This is a genomic window from Minwuia sp., from assembly GCF_048263705.1.
Taxonomy (GTDB): Bacteria; Pseudomonadota; Alphaproteobacteria; order Minwuiales; family Minwuiaceae; genus Minwuia.
Genome location: NZ_JBLXDV010000003.1, coordinates 84,759 through 101,224 on the forward strand (window position 1 = coordinate 84,759; position 16,466 = coordinate 101,224).

15 protein-coding genes are annotated in these 16,466 nt (G+C 63.9%); 7 read left to right on the forward strand and 8 right to left on the reverse strand.

Features of this window, described 5'->3' with window-relative positions; all coding sequences use genetic code 11:
* Positions 1–117 precede the first annotated feature (117 nt).
* On the forward strand, positions 118–2,490 hold the full coding sequence (locus tag ACN0X7_RS05245; protein WP_417514846.1) for a mechanosensitive ion channel family protein: 2,373 nt from the start codon (positions 118–120) through the stop codon (positions 2,488–2,490).
* 13 nt (positions 2,491–2,503) lie between these two features.
* Here the strand turns inward: ACN0X7_RS05245 and ACN0X7_RS05250 are convergent, their stop codons facing one another.
* The 4 genes from ACN0X7_RS05250 to ACN0X7_RS05265 form a co-directional block, all read right to left on the reverse strand.
* Positions 2,504–3,658 carry a phytanoyl-CoA dioxygenase family protein gene (locus ACN0X7_RS05250; RefSeq protein WP_417514848.1) on the reverse strand — a complete coding sequence of 385 codons (1,155 nt, stop codon included), beginning with the start codon at positions 3,656–3,658 and terminating at the stop codon, positions 2,504–2,506.
* A 206-nt stretch (positions 3,659–3,864) separates the two neighbouring features.
* Positions 3,865–4,734: an NAD(P)-dependent oxidoreductase gene (locus tag ACN0X7_RS05255; RefSeq protein ID WP_417514850.1), complete on the reverse strand. Its 870-nt coding sequence runs from the start codon at positions 4,732–4,734 to the stop codon at positions 3,865–3,867.
* On the reverse strand, positions 4,731–6,239 hold the full coding sequence (tcuA, locus tag ACN0X7_RS05260; RefSeq protein ID WP_417514852.1) for an FAD-dependent tricarballylate dehydrogenase TcuA: 1,509 nt from the start codon (positions 6,237–6,239) through the stop codon (positions 4,731–4,733). The genes ACN0X7_RS05255 and tcuA overlap by 4 nt, the downstream gene beginning before the upstream one ends.
* A 31-nt stretch (positions 6,240–6,270) precedes the next feature.
* Complete coding sequence (locus tag ACN0X7_RS05265) at positions 6,271–6,987, reverse strand: Crp/Fnr family transcriptional regulator (protein WP_417514854.1); 717 nt, start codon at positions 6,985–6,987, stop codon at positions 6,271–6,273.
* 322 nt (positions 6,988–7,309) lie between these two features.
* On the opposite strand from ACN0X7_RS05265, the gene ACN0X7_RS05270 reads away from it, so the two are divergent.
* The 6 genes from ACN0X7_RS05270 to ACN0X7_RS05295 all read left to right on the forward strand — a co-directional run bounded on the left by ACN0X7_RS05270 (position 7,310) and on the right by ACN0X7_RS05295 (position 12,975).
* Complete coding sequence (locus ACN0X7_RS05270) at positions 7,310–8,419, forward strand: TIGR03032 family protein (protein WP_417514856.1); 1,110 nt, start codon at positions 7,310–7,312, stop codon at positions 8,417–8,419.
* A gap of 13 nt (positions 8,420–8,432) precedes the next feature.
* Entirely contained in the window at positions 8,433–9,107 is a 675-nt protein-coding gene (gene npdG / locus ACN0X7_RS05275; RefSeq protein ID WP_417514858.1) for an NADPH-dependent F420 reductase, read from the forward strand.
* Positions 9,108–9,115: 8 nt separating this feature from the next.
* A complete protein-coding gene (gene cofE, locus ACN0X7_RS05280; RefSeq protein ID WP_417514860.1) occupies positions 9,116–9,868 on the forward strand; it encodes a coenzyme F420-0:L-glutamate ligase in 753 nt (250 codons plus the stop codon).
* Positions 9,865–10,794, forward strand: coding sequence for a 2-phospho-L-lactate transferase (cofD, locus tag ACN0X7_RS05285; RefSeq protein WP_417514862.1), 930 nt, complete (start codon positions 9,865–9,867; stop codon positions 10,792–10,794). The genes cofE and cofD overlap by 4 nt, the downstream gene beginning before the upstream one ends.
* Positions 10,791–11,732, forward strand: a complete 942-nt coding sequence (locus tag ACN0X7_RS05290) for an ABC transporter ATP-binding protein (protein ID WP_417514864.1) — start codon at positions 10,791–10,793, stop codon at positions 11,730–11,732. Before cofD ends, ACN0X7_RS05290 begins: the two co-directional genes overlap by 4 nt.
* A gap of 70 nt (positions 11,733–11,802) precedes the next feature.
* Positions 11,803–12,975 carry an isovaleryl-CoA dehydrogenase gene (locus ACN0X7_RS05295; protein ID WP_417514866.1) on the forward strand — a complete coding sequence of 391 codons (1,173 nt, stop codon included), beginning with the start codon at positions 11,803–11,805 and terminating at the stop codon, positions 12,973–12,975.
* A 19-nt stretch (positions 12,976–12,994) separates the two neighbouring features.
* Here the strand turns inward: ACN0X7_RS05295 and ACN0X7_RS05300 are convergent, their stop codons facing one another.
* Genes ACN0X7_RS05300 through ACN0X7_RS05315 form a run of 4 tightly spaced genes read right to left on the reverse strand, consistent with a single transcriptional unit; the run spans position 12,995 to position 16,465 of the window.
* The gene (locus tag ACN0X7_RS05300) at positions 12,995–14,263 is read right to left on the reverse strand and encodes a cobyrinate a,c-diamide synthase (RefSeq protein WP_417514868.1); all 1,269 of its coding nucleotides are present in this window, start codon (positions 14,261–14,263) and stop codon (positions 12,995–12,997) included.
* A gap of 24 nt (positions 14,264–14,287) precedes the next feature.
* The gene (gene cobA, locus ACN0X7_RS05305; protein ID WP_417515572.1) at positions 14,288–15,157 is read right to left on the reverse strand and encodes a uroporphyrinogen-III C-methyltransferase; all 870 of its coding nucleotides are present in this window, start codon (positions 15,155–15,157) and stop codon (positions 14,288–14,290) included.
* Positions 15,158–15,195: 38 nt separating this feature from the next.
* On the reverse strand, positions 15,196–15,702 hold the full coding sequence (locus ACN0X7_RS05310; protein ID WP_417514870.1) for a prolyl-tRNA synthetase associated domain-containing protein: 507 nt from the start codon (positions 15,700–15,702) through the stop codon (positions 15,196–15,198).
* A gap of 1 nt (position 15,703) precedes the next feature.
* Positions 15,704–16,465 carry an enoyl-CoA hydratase/isomerase family protein gene (locus tag ACN0X7_RS05315; RefSeq protein ID WP_417514872.1) on the reverse strand — a complete coding sequence of 254 codons (762 nt, stop codon included), beginning with the start codon at positions 16,463–16,465 and terminating at the stop codon, positions 15,704–15,706.
* Position 16,466: the final 1 nt, after the last annotated feature.

A 16,466-nucleotide genomic window follows, 5' to 3' on the forward strand; every position in this document is an offset into this window, starting at 1 on the left:
GGCGGGTTTCCATTAGACTTCGCGACTGGGGAACGGTTGTCGTCGCGGCAGGACCGATCCGGGGTTGGGGGCAATATGATGCTGACAGGAACTTTCCGTGCGAGATCAACGCTCCTCGTGCTGTTCGCCATCTGGCTTCTCAACGCGCCCGTTGTGCAGGCGCAGGCGCCCCTGACCGTGCAGCAGCGCGCCGCCGTGCAGGATCGGAACACCGAGGCCGAGCAGCCTGAAACCCAGAGCCTGGAGCAGTTGCTGCAACCCACCGTCCGCCGACTGGTCGAGGAAGAACTGGCGCGGGAAACCGTCACGCAGGCCCCCGCCCCGTCGGCGGCGGCAAACGATGGCGATCCCTTCGCCAACCTGATCGACAGTGCGCGGAACAGCGTGCGGGACCTGTCACAGAACTTCAAACGCGGCGTCGATGTCGCGCCGCGCCTGCCCGAACACTGGTCGCGCGCCTTCATTCTGCTGACCGACCTGCAGGGCTGGCCGCGCATGTGGGAAGGCATCTTCAATCTGGCCCTGATGCTGTTCGGCGGCTGGATCGTCGTCTCGGCGCTCGGACGTCTGCTCAACCGCATCCTGATGATTCCCGAAACCGTACCGCCCTTCGGCTTGCAGCGGCTGGCCGCGTCCGCCGTGGACCTGATCCGCAACGCGGTTCTGCTGGCGGCGTTCATCGCAACGGGATTCCTGCTCTCCCTCGTCTGGTTCGATCAGGTCGACCCGATGCGGATCTTCCTGATCACCTACCTGGGTGCGGTGTCGGTGGGCTATGCGGGCTGGATCGTCGCCCGATTCCTGTTCGCGCCGACCGTACCCGGTCATCGCATGATCGATGCAGGCGATGCTGCGATGCGGTCCCTGTCGGTCTGGACGACCGCAGTCTTTGCCATCATCGGACTCGTCGGCTTCAGCGTCGGCATGATCCGGCTGCTGGGAATGCCCGCCGCCACCTTCGATATCATGCTGCTGGCCACGGGGCTTCTGATCGCCACGCTGACGGTCATCGTCATTCTGCGGACTTCCGGAAACCCGGAAGCACCCGCCGCCGGCATGTTGGGGAGCCTGTTCACCCGCTACCGGCGCGCGTGGCTGCTGATCCTGACGGGTCTGTTCCTGCTGTTGTGGCTGGTCAGCGTGCTTTCCGGAGACGGCACCAAGATTGCCGCGATCCTGATCGGCTCCGCGGCCATCGGCATGGCGCTCTATCTCGGTCATCTCTGGCCCATGACGCCGCCCGCGCCCGAAATCTACGAAAGTGCGCCGTCATCGGCGATCCCCGTGGACCCGGAGGATCCGAAACCGGCAGAAACAGAAGCGCTGCCGCCCGTCGAGGAAGAGATCACCGAACCGGCTCGGGTCACGACCGGCGACGGCCTGTTTCCCTCACTCCGCACCATCGCCCGTGCATTGCTGGGACTCGCCGCAGCGCTGTCGGTCCTGCATGTGCTGGGCCTCGACATGGTCGCCGCCTTCGGCAGCCGCGTCGGGCAACTGGTATCGCTGGTCCTGCTGGACGTCGCCATCATCCTGCTGGTCGCGGGGGTCTGCTGGGCGCTGGTGGAGCGCACGATCAACCGGTTCATGCGGCGCGAACACGACAAGGCCATGGCGCTGGCTGCGGACGCCGCGACCGACGAGGACGGCCTGGGCGGAGTGATCACCTCACGCTTCGGCACGCTGCTGCCGCTCATCCGGGGTTTTGTCCTGTCGGTGCTGGTGTCGGTCACCATCATGGTCGTGCTGTCGTCCATGGGCATCGACATCGGCCCGCTGCTGGCCGGTGCCGGTGTGGTCGGCATCGCAATCGGCTTCGGCGCCCAGGCGCTGGTGCGTGACATCATCTCGGGCGTGTTCTTCCTGATCGATGACGCCTTCCGCGTCGGGGAATACGTCGAATTCGGCGAGATCCGCGGTCAGGTCGAACAGATATCCATCCGTTCCATGCGGCTGCGCCACCATCGCGGCGCGATCCACACGATCCCGTTCGGCGAGTTGCGCTCCATCACCAACTACAATCGGGACTGGGCGATCTACAAGCAGGAGTTCCGGCTGCATTACGAAGTCGACACCGACAAGGTGCGCAAGATCATCAAGAAAGTCGGCCTGCGTCTGCTGGAGGATCCCGAACTGGGACCCAAGTTCATCCAGCCCCTGAAATCGCAGGGCGTCTTCAAGATCGAGGAAGGCGCGCTGATCCTGCGAACCAAGTTCATGTGCAAGCCACGCGAACAGTTCATCATCCGCAAGGCCGTCTTCCAGGAAGTGAAGAACGCGCTGTACGAGCAGGGAATCGAACTGGCGCAGCGCCGGGTGCAGATCGACTGGCCGGAATGGATGCAGGGTCAGGAACTGGAAGGCGAAACCCCGACCAGCGATGCGCCCAGACCGCAACCGCCCTCACCCGCCGCAGTCGCTGCGGCAGCCGGTGCCGCCCAGATCGCGACCGAGAACAAGACCAGGCCCGTCTATCCGGACGAGCCGTGAGGCGACTTCGACCTCAGATGCTCAGGTCTTCCAGATTGTAGTCGAAGACGTCCTTGCGGGCCGCGTCATCCCACGCCCATTTCTCACCTGACTCCGCATGCGGGCGATAGGTGAAAGGTGTCTCGTCGGGGAAGCGCTGGCGGCGGGCATCGATGGCATAACCGATCATGCGCGCACGGCGGCGAATGCGTTCTTCGTCATAGACGGCGGGTGCGTTGTGGATGCCGCCGCCCTGCACACCCAGTACCGACCTGCGGCGGTGGAAACCGAAATTCAGCGTCACGCGCCAGTCGGGACTGGTGTTCGCGAAAGAACCATGGACGAGCTGACGGTTGGTCATGGCGACATCGCCGGGCTGGCAGATCAGCGGCACGGCATCAGGCAGACGGTCCGACCCGGCATCGGCCACCATCTGGGCGATATCGACCTTGTTGAGCTTGTGCGTGCCCGGCACGATCCAGAGCCCGTTCGCGGGCGTGCAGCCGTAAAGCTGTGCCATGAAGTTGAAACCGTGCGTGCCTTGGTCCCAGTCTTCGGCGTCCCAGTGGGTAACCCCGTCGCGATGCCACGCCACCGACGCCCCCAGCCCCGGTGCCTTGATGAAATAGGCTTCATTGAAGGGCACGAAATCCTGCCCGTTGATCGCCGCCGCAACACCCAGAATGTCGGGATGACCGTAAACACGCAGATGCGCCTCGGAGAATTCCAGCGTTCCCAGCATCAGATAGACGATTTCTTCAGGTGCTTCACTGGCCGCGACCGGTTCATACATCTTCACCGGATGACGTCCCGCCGCCGCCTTCGTGCCGCCAAACGGATCGCCCAGCGGCTTCGACCAGAACAGCTTCGGGGCCTTGTTGTCGATCGCGATGGCGGGTCGGCCTTCGGCATCCACCGCGGCGTCCTTCTTTTCGGGGAACCGGCTCATCATGTCCTGCAGATCGGCTTCGATGTCGGCCAGTTCATCAGGCTTCAGAACGTCTTCGAACACGTAGAAGCCGCAGCGCCAGTAGGCTTCGACGATATCGGGATGCAGCACGCCGTCACCGATGAACCGGATCGGCCCGCGATTGCCCAGCGCCCTGGCGCGCTCCGCGCCCTCGGCCATATAGCGGTCCATGGCTTCCTGATGTTCGCCATAGGATGTCGTCGGAACCGGTGAATTCATGATGCCCTCCCCAGAGCGTCGTTGCGTGGGGTCATGATACGCGAAAGCGGCACAATTGGGAAATCTGAGAGCGAGAGGTGTCACGTCTGTCGGCCCTCCGCGGTCCGATCCCCGCGCGCCTGCGGCGACGGGAATAACAGATTTCAATTGGTGTCATCGCCGTTTCGTGCAGCGAACACGAGGATCGCGTGCCGAGCAGGACTACGTCAGCTTTTCAAACGCCGCCGGATGACAGGGTGATAGAGGTCGCCCTCGCCCGCCTCGATGGCCGCATTGAACAGCCGCTCCACATTCTCGGCACCTGGCACGGGTAATCCGGCTTCCTGCGCCATTTCAATGGCATAGGAAAGGTCTTTCAGCGCGTACTTCACCGAAAACGCCCGGTCCGGATAGCTGTCCGGCACCATGGCCTTCATCGCATGGTTGCGCAGGGCAAAGCTGTCACCCGACCCTTTCGACATGGCTTCCAGCAGAGTCCCGCCATCCATGCCATTGGCCTCGGCGATGTTCAGGGCCTCGGCCAGCGCCACATTGTTCTGGAAAAGCACCATGTTGTTCATGATCTTGACCATCTGCCCCGATCCGACGGGACCGCAGTGCAGGATGTCGCTGCCCATGCAGGCCAGCACAGGTTCGATATCGGCGAAGGTCGCATCGTCCGCACCGACCATGATGGCCAGCGTGCCGTCGATCGCAGCCTGACGGGTCCGTGCGATGGGTGCGTCGGCGAACCGCGCGCCACGAACCGCCGCGGCTTCCGCGATCTCCCGCATCAGCGCGGGCTGTGAGGTCGACATGTCGATCAGGGTCTGACCGGTACGCAGCATCCCCGACAGACCGCCCTGCCCCAGCACCAGTTCCCGCACCTGGGCACCGCCGGGCAGACAGGTGATGAGCAGATCCGCGCGGGCCACCAGATCCTCCAGCGTGGCCGCTGTCCCGGCCCCCTGCGCCTGCAGACGCGCGACAGGTTCGGGGTTCAGATCGAAGGCGATGACCGGCTGCCCTGATTTCGCGACAAGATTGGCGCACATGGCCTCCCCCATCACGCCAAGGCCGATGAAGGCGATGGTCATTCAGCGGCTTCCGCAATGCTGGCAGTCGCAGCCTGAGCAGCGCTCTTGCCCGCCTCACGTCCGAAGACCGCGCCGGACATCAGCCCCGTCCCGCCGGGATAGTTGTGATAGAACAGCCCGCCGACCAGTTCGCCGGCCGCGTAGAGGCCGGGTATCGGGCGCATGTCGGTATCCAGGACCTGCGCCTCGTTCGTCACGCGCAGACCACCGAAGGTGAAGGTGATTCCGCAGGTCACGGCGTAGGCCTCGAACGGCCCTTCATCCAGCCGATTGGCCCAGTTGCTCTTGGGCACGTCGAGACCGTCGGTGCAGCGCCCGTCCTTCACGTTCGGATTGAAGTCGATGTCGGTCCGGACCGCAGCGTTGTAGCGCGCCATCTCGTCGATGAAGCCCTGCGGATCCACGCCTTCCATCTTCCCGGCCAGTTCCTCCAGCGTGTCGCTGGTGACCTTCGTGACCTGCTTGATGTTGTATTCGCCGCGCAGCAGATGCTTCACCTTGGCATCGAACACCTGCCAGGCGAATTCTCCGGGCTGGGCCAGGATCACACGCCCGTATTTGGCATAGGTATAGTTGCGGAAGTCGGCACCCTCGTCGACGAAGCGCTTGCCCGTCGCATTGACCATGACGCCGAACGGATAGGAGTGTTTCTGGAACTGGTCGCCGACTTCCAGATCGCCGAATTCAGGCGCATTGCGCTCCCAGCCGACGGCGTGACAGCCGGACCAGTTCCCCGCCGGAGACGCCCCGATATCCAGCGCCATACGGATGCCGTCGCCGGTGTTGAAGCGGCTGCCGCGCACCTTGGCCATCTCCCAGCCCGGTCCCAGATAGCGGGTCCGCCATTCGGGGTTGGCCTCGAACCCGCCGGAAGCGATGACCACCGATTTCGCCCGCAGCGGTTCCGGCTTCCCGCCGTCGCGGCGGACCATCACGCCGGTCACGGCAACGCCATCGGTGATCAGTTCCGTCGCACGGGCGTCATATTCGATGCCGATGCCACGGGCCCGGCATGACTCCGTCAGGCTGTCGACCAGTCCTTCGCCGCCGCCCCAGGCCTCGACCGTCAGGCCGCCCCAGAACTTGAACCGGCCATCGATCTTGAAGGCCTGCCGCCCGTAGATCGGCACGAAACGAACGCCCTTCTCTCGCATCCAGACCATCGTGTCCCGGGAGCGCGTGACCAGCATCTCCACCAGTTCGGGGTCGCAGCGGTACTGCGTGACCCGGAACATGTCATCGAAGAACTGGTCGCGGTCGTAGGTGCCGAAGTCGGTGGTCGCGATCTCCTCGTCCGACAGGTCCGGCATGACGGCCTGCAGGTCGTCCAGCCCCTCGTAGGCAAACCGCATCGCGCCGGCGGTGAAACGACTGTTGCCGCCGTTTTCGGCCTGCGGTGCGCGTTCCAGCACGTGCACCTTCTCCGCGATTTCGCGCGCGGACAGCGCCGCGCACAGTGCGGCATTGCCCGCCCCGATGATCAGGACATCTATCTGTTCGGCCATAGGATCGCTTTCGGCAGGTGTTGAAGAAATCTCAGCGCGCGGTGGCGTCGTTCATGGTCAGTTTCTCCGCACGGACGGCCAGCGCATCGCGGTCCCAGAGGTAGAGGCTCTTGCCCTTCTTCTTGACCAGTTCCTCCTGCGCCAGCTGGCTGATCACGCGGGCCACGGTCTCGCGCGTCGTGCTCGCGCGTGCCGCGATATTGCTCTGGGTCGGCATGGGATAGATCACGAAGGTGCCGGGCGTCACCGGGTCTTCCTCGGCCAGCCGCAGGAGTTCCAGATAGACGCGCTGCACGGCACCCAGGGTCGACAGGTCCATGATGCGCTCGTCGCAGGTACGGATGATGCGTGCCAGACGCTCCATCACGCGCAGGCCAACGATCGGTTGCGAACTGACGAATTCCATGAAGACGCTGGGCGAAATCTGCGCAAGCACGCACGCGCCCTGTGCCACCGCCGAGGCCGAGCGCGACTCGCCGTCTATCGCCGCCAGTTCACCGAAGTAGCCGCCCTGTTTCACGGTTGCGTAGGCGATTTCGCGTCCCGACGCGGAATAGTTGACGATCTGGACCTGCCCCTCGACCACGAAGAGCACGTCACGGGAATCGCTGTTGCGATCGAGAACCTGTTCGCCGTTCTTGAAACGGCGCCACGTACAACGACGCTCAAGCGCGACCACCTCGTCCTTGGGCAATCCGTCAAGCAACTCACATTCCGAGAGCGTGCCCAATACCTGTTGCTGTGTCATGTCGCCCCGCTCAATTTACGATGGAACGGGACCCCCTCCCGCCATCGGATTCTCTCATCCCATTATAACGACTCACATCAACCTGTCCGCCACGGAAATAGCGGCCAGGGTTTCATGCCTGCCGTGCATGCGCATGGACGGACTTTCCGTCCGGCACTTCCTGCAACACTAACATCCGTAAGCATGCAATATTCATCCGCGCCGTCGAATGATCTTGGTCACGCCGCCGGATGTACGACGGTTTCGTTTGTACCAGACGTGTCATTGTCGGGTCGATCTCTGCTGTGCTAGAGCCTGCACGATCCGGGGGAGAAGGCCGCTCATGACAGAATCTGCAGAAGACAGCGGCACGCCCGACGCATCGGCCGAAACCCGGGAAAAGCTTCTGCTCACGCCTTCGCGGCAGTTTCCCGACTGGCTTGCGGAGCAGAACATCAGCCTCTCCTTCAGCACCTATCAGGCGGGCAAGCTGTTCCTGATCGGACTGCAGCAGGACGGACGGCTCTCCATCTTCGAGCGGACCTTCAATCGCTGCATGGGCCTGTGGGCCGACGGTCAGACCATCTGGATGAGTGCGCTCTATCAGCTCTGGCGCATGGAAAACATCCTGCCGCCTGGCCAGCTCTATCAAGGGTACGACCGGGTCTATGTTCCCCAGGTCGGCTACACCACCGGCGATATCGATATCCATGATGTCGCCGTCGACGATCAGGACCGGCCGGTGTTCGCGGCGACCCTGTTCAGTTGCCTCGCCACCTGCAGCGAACGGTTTTCCTTCAAGCCGCTCTGGCAACCGCCCTTCATCTCGAAGCTGGCCGCCGAGGACCGCTGTCACCTGAACGGGCTGGCCATGCGTGACGGCAAGCCCGCTTATGTCACTGCGGTCAGCCGGTCGGACGTGAACGACGGCTGGCGCGACCGGCGGATCGATGGTGGCATCCTGCTCGACGTGGACTCCGGCGAGATCGCGCTGCAGGGTCTGTCGATGCCGCACAGCCCCCGCTGGCACAACGGCAGGCTCTGGCTGTCCAACGCCGGCACGGGCGAATTCGGTTACGCCGATCTGGAAAGGGGCCGGTTCGAGCCGATTGCCTTCTGCCCCGGCTTTCTGCGCGGTGCCGCATTTGTCGGCGATTTCGCGATCGTCGGGCTTTCCCTGCCCCGCGAGAACCGGACATTTACCGGCCTGCCACTGGACGACCGGCTGAAAAAAGCCGACACGGATGCCAGATGCGCGCTTCAGGTGATCGATCTGAATTCCGGCGACATCGTACACTGGTTGAAAATCGAGGGTGTCGTGCAGGAGCTCTACGACGTTTCTGTACTGCCCGGGGTCCGGAGGCCCATGGCCATCGGGTTTGTTTCCGATGAAATACGGCGGGTTCTGACCGTCGACGATACGGACTGGGATCCAAAAACGGGTCTCGCATGAGGAGAATCTGAAAATGAGTGACAGCAAACCGGTTATCGCCGTGCTCGGCGGATCAGGAGACCTCGGATCGGGACTGGCGCTGCGCTGGGCACGCGCGGGCTATCCGGTCATCATCGGCTCGCGCACCGAGGAGAAGGCGAAAGCCGCCGCCGACGCAATCTCAGGACGGTTCCCGGACGCCAGCGTGAAGGGCCTCGAAAACGTGGCCGCCGCCGAAGCCGGGACCATCGTCGTGATGACCGTCCCCTTCAGCAATCATGCAGCGACGCTTGGGTCGGTGCGGGCCGCCGTTCAGGGCAAGGTTTTCGTGGATGTCACGGTTCCGCTGGTGCCGCCGAAGGTCAGCCGGGTGCAGATGCCGCCCGAAGGCTCGGCCGGCAAGGCCGCGCAGGAGATTCTCGGCCCCGAAGTCCAGGTCGTCTCCGCGTTCCAGAATGTCGCCGCCGATCATCTCGCCGACCTGGATCACGATCCCGACTGCGATGTGCTGGTGGCCGGCAACGTGGTCGCGGCCCGCGAACAGGTGGTCGAGCTTGTGGAAGCCTGCGGCATGACCGGCTGGCATGTCGGCCCCATCGACAATGCGGCGGTCGCCGAATCGCTGACGTCGGTGCTGATCTTCATGAACAAGCGCTACAAGAGTCCCGGTGCGGGTATCCGGATCACCAACATTCCCGACGCGGACTGACGGGAAGCGTGACCGCGCGGCTGGACATCATCGCGCTGCCGGGAATTCCCGAGATCTGTCCCGGCGACGATCTCGCCGCAGAACTTCGGTCATCGGCGGAACGCATGGGCGGTTTAGTGGACGGCGACATTCTCGTCGTCGCCCAGAAGATCGTTTCCAAGGCCGAAGACCGCTTTGTCGATCTGCGCGATGTCGAACCGGATGCCCGCGCCATCCGCATCGCCCGCCAGTGCGACAAGGATCCGCGGCAGGTCTCGGTCATCCTGTCCGAAACCGCTGAAGTGCTGCGGCACCGGCCCGGCGTGCTGATCGTACGGCACCGGCTGGGGCACGTGCTTGCAAACGCCGGCATCGATGCCTCGAACGTGCCGCAGGACGGCAGGTCCGAGCGCGTGCTGCTGCTGCCTGTCGATCCGGACGGGAGTGCGGACCGGTTGCGCGCCGCGATGCCGTGCAAGATCGGCGTGATCATCAACGACAGTCCGGGTCGCGCCTGGCGCGTCGGCTCGGTCGGCATCGCCATTGGCGTGTCGGGCGTCAAGGCCATGATGGACCTGCGCGGCAACCGTGACCGGGACGGACGCGAGATGCAGGCCAGCGACCTTGGCGTCGCCGATGAGCTTGCCGCGGCGGCCTCGATCGTGATGGGGCAGGCCGCCGAAGGCGTACCGGCCGTGATCATCCGGGGTGCCGCAGCCTTTCTGGGCAATGGCCGGGCCTCCGATCTCGTCCGGCTGCCCGAGATGGACCTGTTTCGATGAAGGTCGCCTATCTTTCCGGCGGTGTCGGCGGCGCCAAGCTGGCGCTCGGGCTGTCGAAGATCCTGAAGCCCGCAGAGCTTTCGATCATCGCCAACACGGGCGACGACTTCGAACATCTCGGACTGCCCATCTGTCCGGACATCGACACGCTGGTCTACACGCTCTCGGACCTCGCCAACACGGAACTCGGCTGGGGCCGCAAGGACGAAACCGGGCATTTCATGGAAACGATGAAGGCGCTCGGCGGGCCGGACTGGTTCTTCCTCGGGGATCGCGATCTGGCCATGCACACCGAACGCCGCCGGCTGATGAAAGAAGGGCTGGGCCTGACCGAGATCACCGCCCGGCTGGCGCACAAACTGGGAGTCCGGCACCGGATCCTGCCGATGTGCAACGACAGCGCGCCCACATCCATCAACACCGCCGAGGGCTGGCTGCCCTTTCAGGATTATTTTGTGCGGCTCAGGGCGGAACCAAAGGTCACCGGGTTTGGTTATCACGGCGGCATGACTCGCGAAATCTCCCCCAATGTCCACGACGCGCTGGCGAAAGCTGACCTGATCGTCATCGGTCCGTCGAATCCGCTGATTTCCATCGCGCCGATCACCAGTCTGGGGAAGTTCGACCGGGCGATCGCGGAATCCGGTGCGCCTGTCGTCGCTGTGTCCCCGATCGTGGGCGGCCAGGCGATAAAGGGTCCGACCGCCAAGATGATGCGCGAACTGGGAACCGACCCGTCGGTCCTCGGGATTGCGAAACACTACGCCGGATATGCCACCCACATGGTCATCGACGCAGCGGATCAGGACCATGCAGCCGAGGTCGAGGCGATTGTCGGCGGTGTCTCAGTTACCGGCACGGTCATGCGCTCTCTGGAAGACAGGGTCGCCCTCGCCCGCCATGTGCTGGACCTGAAAGCCCAATGAAACTGCACCCGAACGAGATCAAACAAACCGGCGACGACCGTCCGGTGGATACGCTGCTGAAATACGTCTGGCGAATGAGCGGATACCACCAGCTCTGGATATGCCTGCTGGCGCTGACTGTCGCGGCACTGACCATGCTGCCGCTGGAACTGCAGCGCAGGATCATCAACGGCGCGCTGGAATCCGCCGAAATGGACCGGCTGCTGCTGCTAGGCGGCCTGTTCTTCGGCGTCCTGCTGATCAGCGGGCTGCTGAAGTTCGCGCTGCGCATGTATCAGTCCTGGCTGAGCGAGAGCGCGGTCCGATACGGTCGCCGTCATCTGCTGGCCATCAACGACAGGAAGAAGCGGAACGGCGACGACAGCGAGGAAAGCGGACGCGCCGTCGCGATCATCGGAACCGAGATCGACAGTCTGGGCGGCTTTGTCGGCTCCGGTCTGTCACAGCCGGTCGTCAATGGCGGGATGCTGCTGGCGATTCTCGGGTACATGTTGATTGTCGAGCCAATTGTCGCCGCGCTCGGGCTGGCGCTTCTGATACCCCAGGCCGTGCTGGTGCCGATGGCGCAGTCGCGCATCAACCGGCTGATCGAGCGGCGCCTGGAGGTCGTCCGTGAGATGAGCGACACCATCAGCAATGACGCGGACACCGATGAAACCCGGGTTCTGATCGACCGGCTCTACTGGAACCGGATCAAGACCTTCTTCATCAAGTTCATGATGAAGGGCCTGATCAATCTGATGCATGGCCTGGCACCGCTGGGCGTGCTGATCTTCGGCGGCATCATGGTCATCAACGGACAGACCAGCGTCGGCGTCGTCGTGGCTTTCATCTCGGGCTTCGAACGCATGGGCAGCCCGCTGAGAGAGCTGCTGACCTACTATCGTGTTGCCGCACAGGCTTCGGTCCAGCACAAGATGATCGCGCGCTGGATGTAGCCTTGCGCCGCACTGGTGTTTGACGCGGCGCTCCCTTATGTCAGGCTCATCAAAACGACGGGGAAGCGCCATGATACCGAACCAGTATCCGACATTGAATTTCAACCTGGGCGAAACGGCGGACATGATCCGCGACACGGTATCCAGCTTTTCGTCGGATCGCATTCTGCCGCGCGCCGCGGATATCGATCAGAAGAACGAGTTTCCCCGCGATCTGTGGCCGGAGATGGGTGAACTCGGCCTTCTCGGCATGACAGTGGAAGAGGAATACGGCGGCTCGGGTCTCGGTTACCTCGAACATGTGATCTCGATGGAAGAGATCAGCCGGGCCTCCGGATCGGTCGGTCTGAGCTACGGCGCGCACTCCAACCTCTGCGTCAATCAGCTCCGGCTGAACGGCTCGGACGAACAGCGCAGGCGCTATCTGCCGAAACTGGTATCGGGGGAACATCTGGGCGCGCTGGCCATGTCGGAACCCGGTGCCGGGTCCGATGTCGTCTCCATGAAACTGCGCGCCGAGAAGAAGGGCGACCGCTACATCCTGAACGGCAACAAGTTCTGGATCACGAACGGTCCGACCGCGGATACGCTGATCGTCTACGGCAAGACCGACCCGGCTGCGGGTCCGCAGGGCATCACCGCCTTCATCATCGAGAAGGGCTTCAAGGGATTCTCCACGGCGCAGAAGCTCGACAAGCTCGGCATGCGGGGTTCCGATACCGGGGAACTGGTGTTCGAGGACTGCGAGGTACCGGAAGAGAACATCCTGGGCGGGCTCAACAACGGCGTCCGCGTGCTGATGTCGGGACTGGACTACGAACGCGCGGTGCTGGCCGCCGGACCGCTCGGCATCATGCAGGCCTGCATGGATACGGTGATTCCCTACATCCACGAACGCAAGCAGTTCGACACGCCCATCGGCGAGTTCCAACTGATGCAGGGCAAGATCGCCGACATGTACACGACGATGAACGCCTCACGCGCCTACGTCTATTCGGTGGCCCAGGCCTGCGACCGGGGCGAGGTCACGCGCTACGACGCGGCGGGCTGTATCCTCTACGCTGCGGAGAAGGCCACCTGGATGGCGCTGGAGGCGATTCAGGCGCTGGGCGGCAACGGCTATATCAATGAATATCCGACGGGCCGCTATCTGCGCGACGCCAAGCTCTACGAGATCGGCGCAGGCACGTCGGAGATCCGGCGCATGCTGATCGGACGGGAGCTGTTCCAGAAGAGCAAATAGCGCGACCGGAGCACATCTCTCAGGCGATCAGATGGGCGAAGGATCCCAGGGTGGTGCCGATGCGGCGCCCCATGGGATCGAGTACCCGCCCGTCCGCGGTTGTCGCATCGAACAGCGCCGCGTCCCCGTCCTCGGCAATGACACGGGTGTAATGGAATTCATGGCCCTTCAGCGGCTGTGACCAGGGCGCGCCCGCGCGCGGCACCAGATCTCGGTATCCCAGGTGCAGCCTGCGCTGTGCAAACGACGTCTCCAGCGGCAACAGGCCCAGCATGCCGTGCCTTGCGCCGGTCGCATCGGTCATGCCCTGCCCCAGCACCATGTATCCGCCACATTCACCGTAGATCAGGGCGTTCTGCGCTGCGGCGCGCGCCATTCCGGCCCGGAACCGATCCGCACCGGCCAGCGCGGCACCGTGCAGTTCGGGATAGCCGCCGGGCAGAAAGACGGCATCCGCGTTCGGGTCCGGTGCCTCATCGGCAAGCGGCGAGAACGGCACGATCTCGGCACCCTGCCGGTGCCAGCCGTCCAGCAGGTGCGGATAGGCAAAGCAGAACGCCGTGTCCTGCGCCATCGCGATCCGCTGGCCCAATGGCGGCAGTGTTCGCGCCATGCTGCCATCGGCCACGGGCCGTGCCAGCGCCTGCAAGGCGGTCAGATCGACGCTTTCCGCGACCTGCAGCGCCAGTTTCGCGATCCGCTGTTCGATTCCGTCGATCTCGGCAGCGGGCACCAGCCCAAGGTGCCGTGAAGGCACGGCGAACTTGTCGTTGCGCGGGATCGCGCCGATCACCGGGATGCCCAGCGGCTTCAGCGCGGCCTCGATCATGGCCGCATGACTCGGCATTCCGATGTGGTTGAAAATCACACCTGAAATATGAACATCATGCCGGAAGCTATTGAATCCGTGTACAAGTGCCGCCAGAGACTGGGCCTGATGAGACGCATCGACCAGAAACACGACCGGCAGCCCAAGGGTTGCGGCCAGATCGGCAGTCGAGCCCGATCCGTCCCGCGCCCCGTCGAACAGCCCCATGACTCCCTCGACGATCAGCAGGTCGGAGTCACGTGCGGCCGCGGCGGCCAATCCCCGCAAGGCGGGCGCATCCATCGCCCAGGGGTCGAGATTGACCGACGCATGGCCACTCGCCACGGCATGAAACATCGGGTCGATGTAGTCCGGTCCGCATTTAGCCGGGGTCACCCGAACGCCCGCATCGCGGAATGCCCGCAGCAGCCCGACCGTGACGGTCGATTTACCGGCACCCGACGCCGGCGCAGCGATCACGACCCCCTTCGGCGACGTCACGGTCTAGCCCGTTTCGCGTGTGCGACGGCCCAGCGCTTCCAGAATCTCCGGTGTCGCGCCCCTGTTCTCACGCCAGTTGAGGGCGTGACGCAGCGGGACGACTCCGCCGACGCAGACCAGCGCGGGCGGCTCGAACCCCGCTTCGGCGACATCACGCGCGGCGCGGCTCAGCGTCGTTTCCAGCACCTGCTGGGTCGGCAGGCTGGCATTGCTGACGACGGCCACCGGTTCTGCCGGATCGCGCCCCGCAGCGATCAGGTTTTCCGCGATCTGATCCAGGTGCTTCATCGCCATGTACATCACGATCACCGGCGATCCCTGCGCGATGGCGCTCCAGTTGATCTCGGATGGTGTCAGGCCCTTCTGATCGTGGCCGGTCAGGAAGGTCACGGCCTGATTGACGTCCCGGTGGGTGACGGGAATGCCGGCATAGGCCAGGCCGCCCACTCCCGCCGTGATACCGGGGATGATGCGGAAGGGTATGCCTGCCTCGACGAGGCTCAGCGCCTCTTCGCCGCCGCGCCCGAACACGAAGGGATCACCGCCCTTCAGGCGCAGAACCCGCTTTCCCTCGCGCGCCAGATCGATCAGCCGCAGGGAAATATCGCGCTGCTTCGGCGACGGCCTGCCGCCGCGCTTGCCCGCGTACTCGACCGTCGCATCGGGTCTCGCCCATCCGAGAATCCGCTCATCGACCAGCGCGTCATAGACAATGACCTCCGCCTGCTGCAGCGCGGAAAGGGCGTGCAGCGTCACCAGACCGGGATCGCCCGGTCCCGCACCAGCCAGCCAGACCCAGCCGGCCTCGAAGGTCGGCCAGTCCATGCCCTGCGGCAGGGTTATGACACGGGCGTTCATCACGGGACCGATCATAGCGTCCATTCACCGTGCAGTCTGCCAGCGAACGTCATTCAGGTGTCGCTCGTTTCATCGATCTCGCAGACCACGGGTTCGTGCCCGGTGGATCTGGCGAATTTCAGGAGATCTGCCCACGAGATCTGCGTCGTGGCGTCGTTCTTCAGCGGATGGAAATTCAATGGATCGAAGTCCTGCATCCCTTCGTCGAAGACGACAGTGACCGACTGCGCCCGGTCATTGATCAGCGCAAACGGCGTGACAGAGCCGGGCTCGATGCCGAGAGTTTCCACCAGCAGTTCCGGTTTGCCGAAGCTGATCTGCGGCGCGCCGAGGCGTTTGCGCAAGGCTTTCAGGTCGACGCGCCGGTCCTCAAGACAGACGACCAGCCACAGACCGCCCTTCTTGTCCTTCAGGAACAGGTTCTTGGTATGCCCGCCGGGAAGATCGCCGCGCAGGGTCTGAGCCTCTTCAACGGTAAAGACCGGAGGATGTTCGACGGTCGAGGTCGTGATCCCGAGATCGTCGAGATACGCCATCAGATCGGCGCGCGATGCGGCCATCTCACTCTCCCCTGTAGACAGGCTTGCGTTTCTCGGCGATGGCCCTCTGCCCCTCGCGGAAATCGCTGGAACGGACACAGGCCTCGACATTCTGCCGCGCGATCGCCGGATCGAACGTGCCGCGCGCCACCGTGTTCAGGACGTATTTCATGCCTTTCACCGCCAATGGCGCCATGCCCGCAAGCTCGGCAGTGTACGCACTCACCTGCGCCTCGAAATGTTCGGGCGCGACCAGGTGATCGACAAACCCGCACCGCAGCATCTCGTCGGAATCGAAGGTCTCGCCCCCCAGATAGAGGCGTTTGGCGGCATTCAGTCCGATCCGCTCAACCGCGCGGCGCAGTCCGCTCACCTGATAGTGGATACCGAAACGCGCGGGCGGGATGAAAGTCCGCTGCCCCGCCTGGCCGATCCTGAAGTCGCATGCCAGCGCCAGATCCGTGCCGCCGCCATAGACCGATCCGTTCAGGGCGCACAGCGTCGCGCAGGGGAAATCCTCCAGCCGGTCCGTGATCCCGCTCAGCGGATCGTCCTCCCACGGATAGTCATCGTCGACATTGCTGAGATCGGCACCGGCGCAGAAAGTCTTCTTGCCCGCCCCGGTAAGCACCAGAACACGGATGTCCGTTTCGCGCGACAGCGTCTCGATGATCTGCCCCAGACGACGCATCGCGGGCACATCCAGCGCGTTGTGTTTTTCGGGCTGGTTCAGCGTCAGGGTCACGATCGCGCCGTCACGCGCCATCAGAAGCGGTTCACTCATA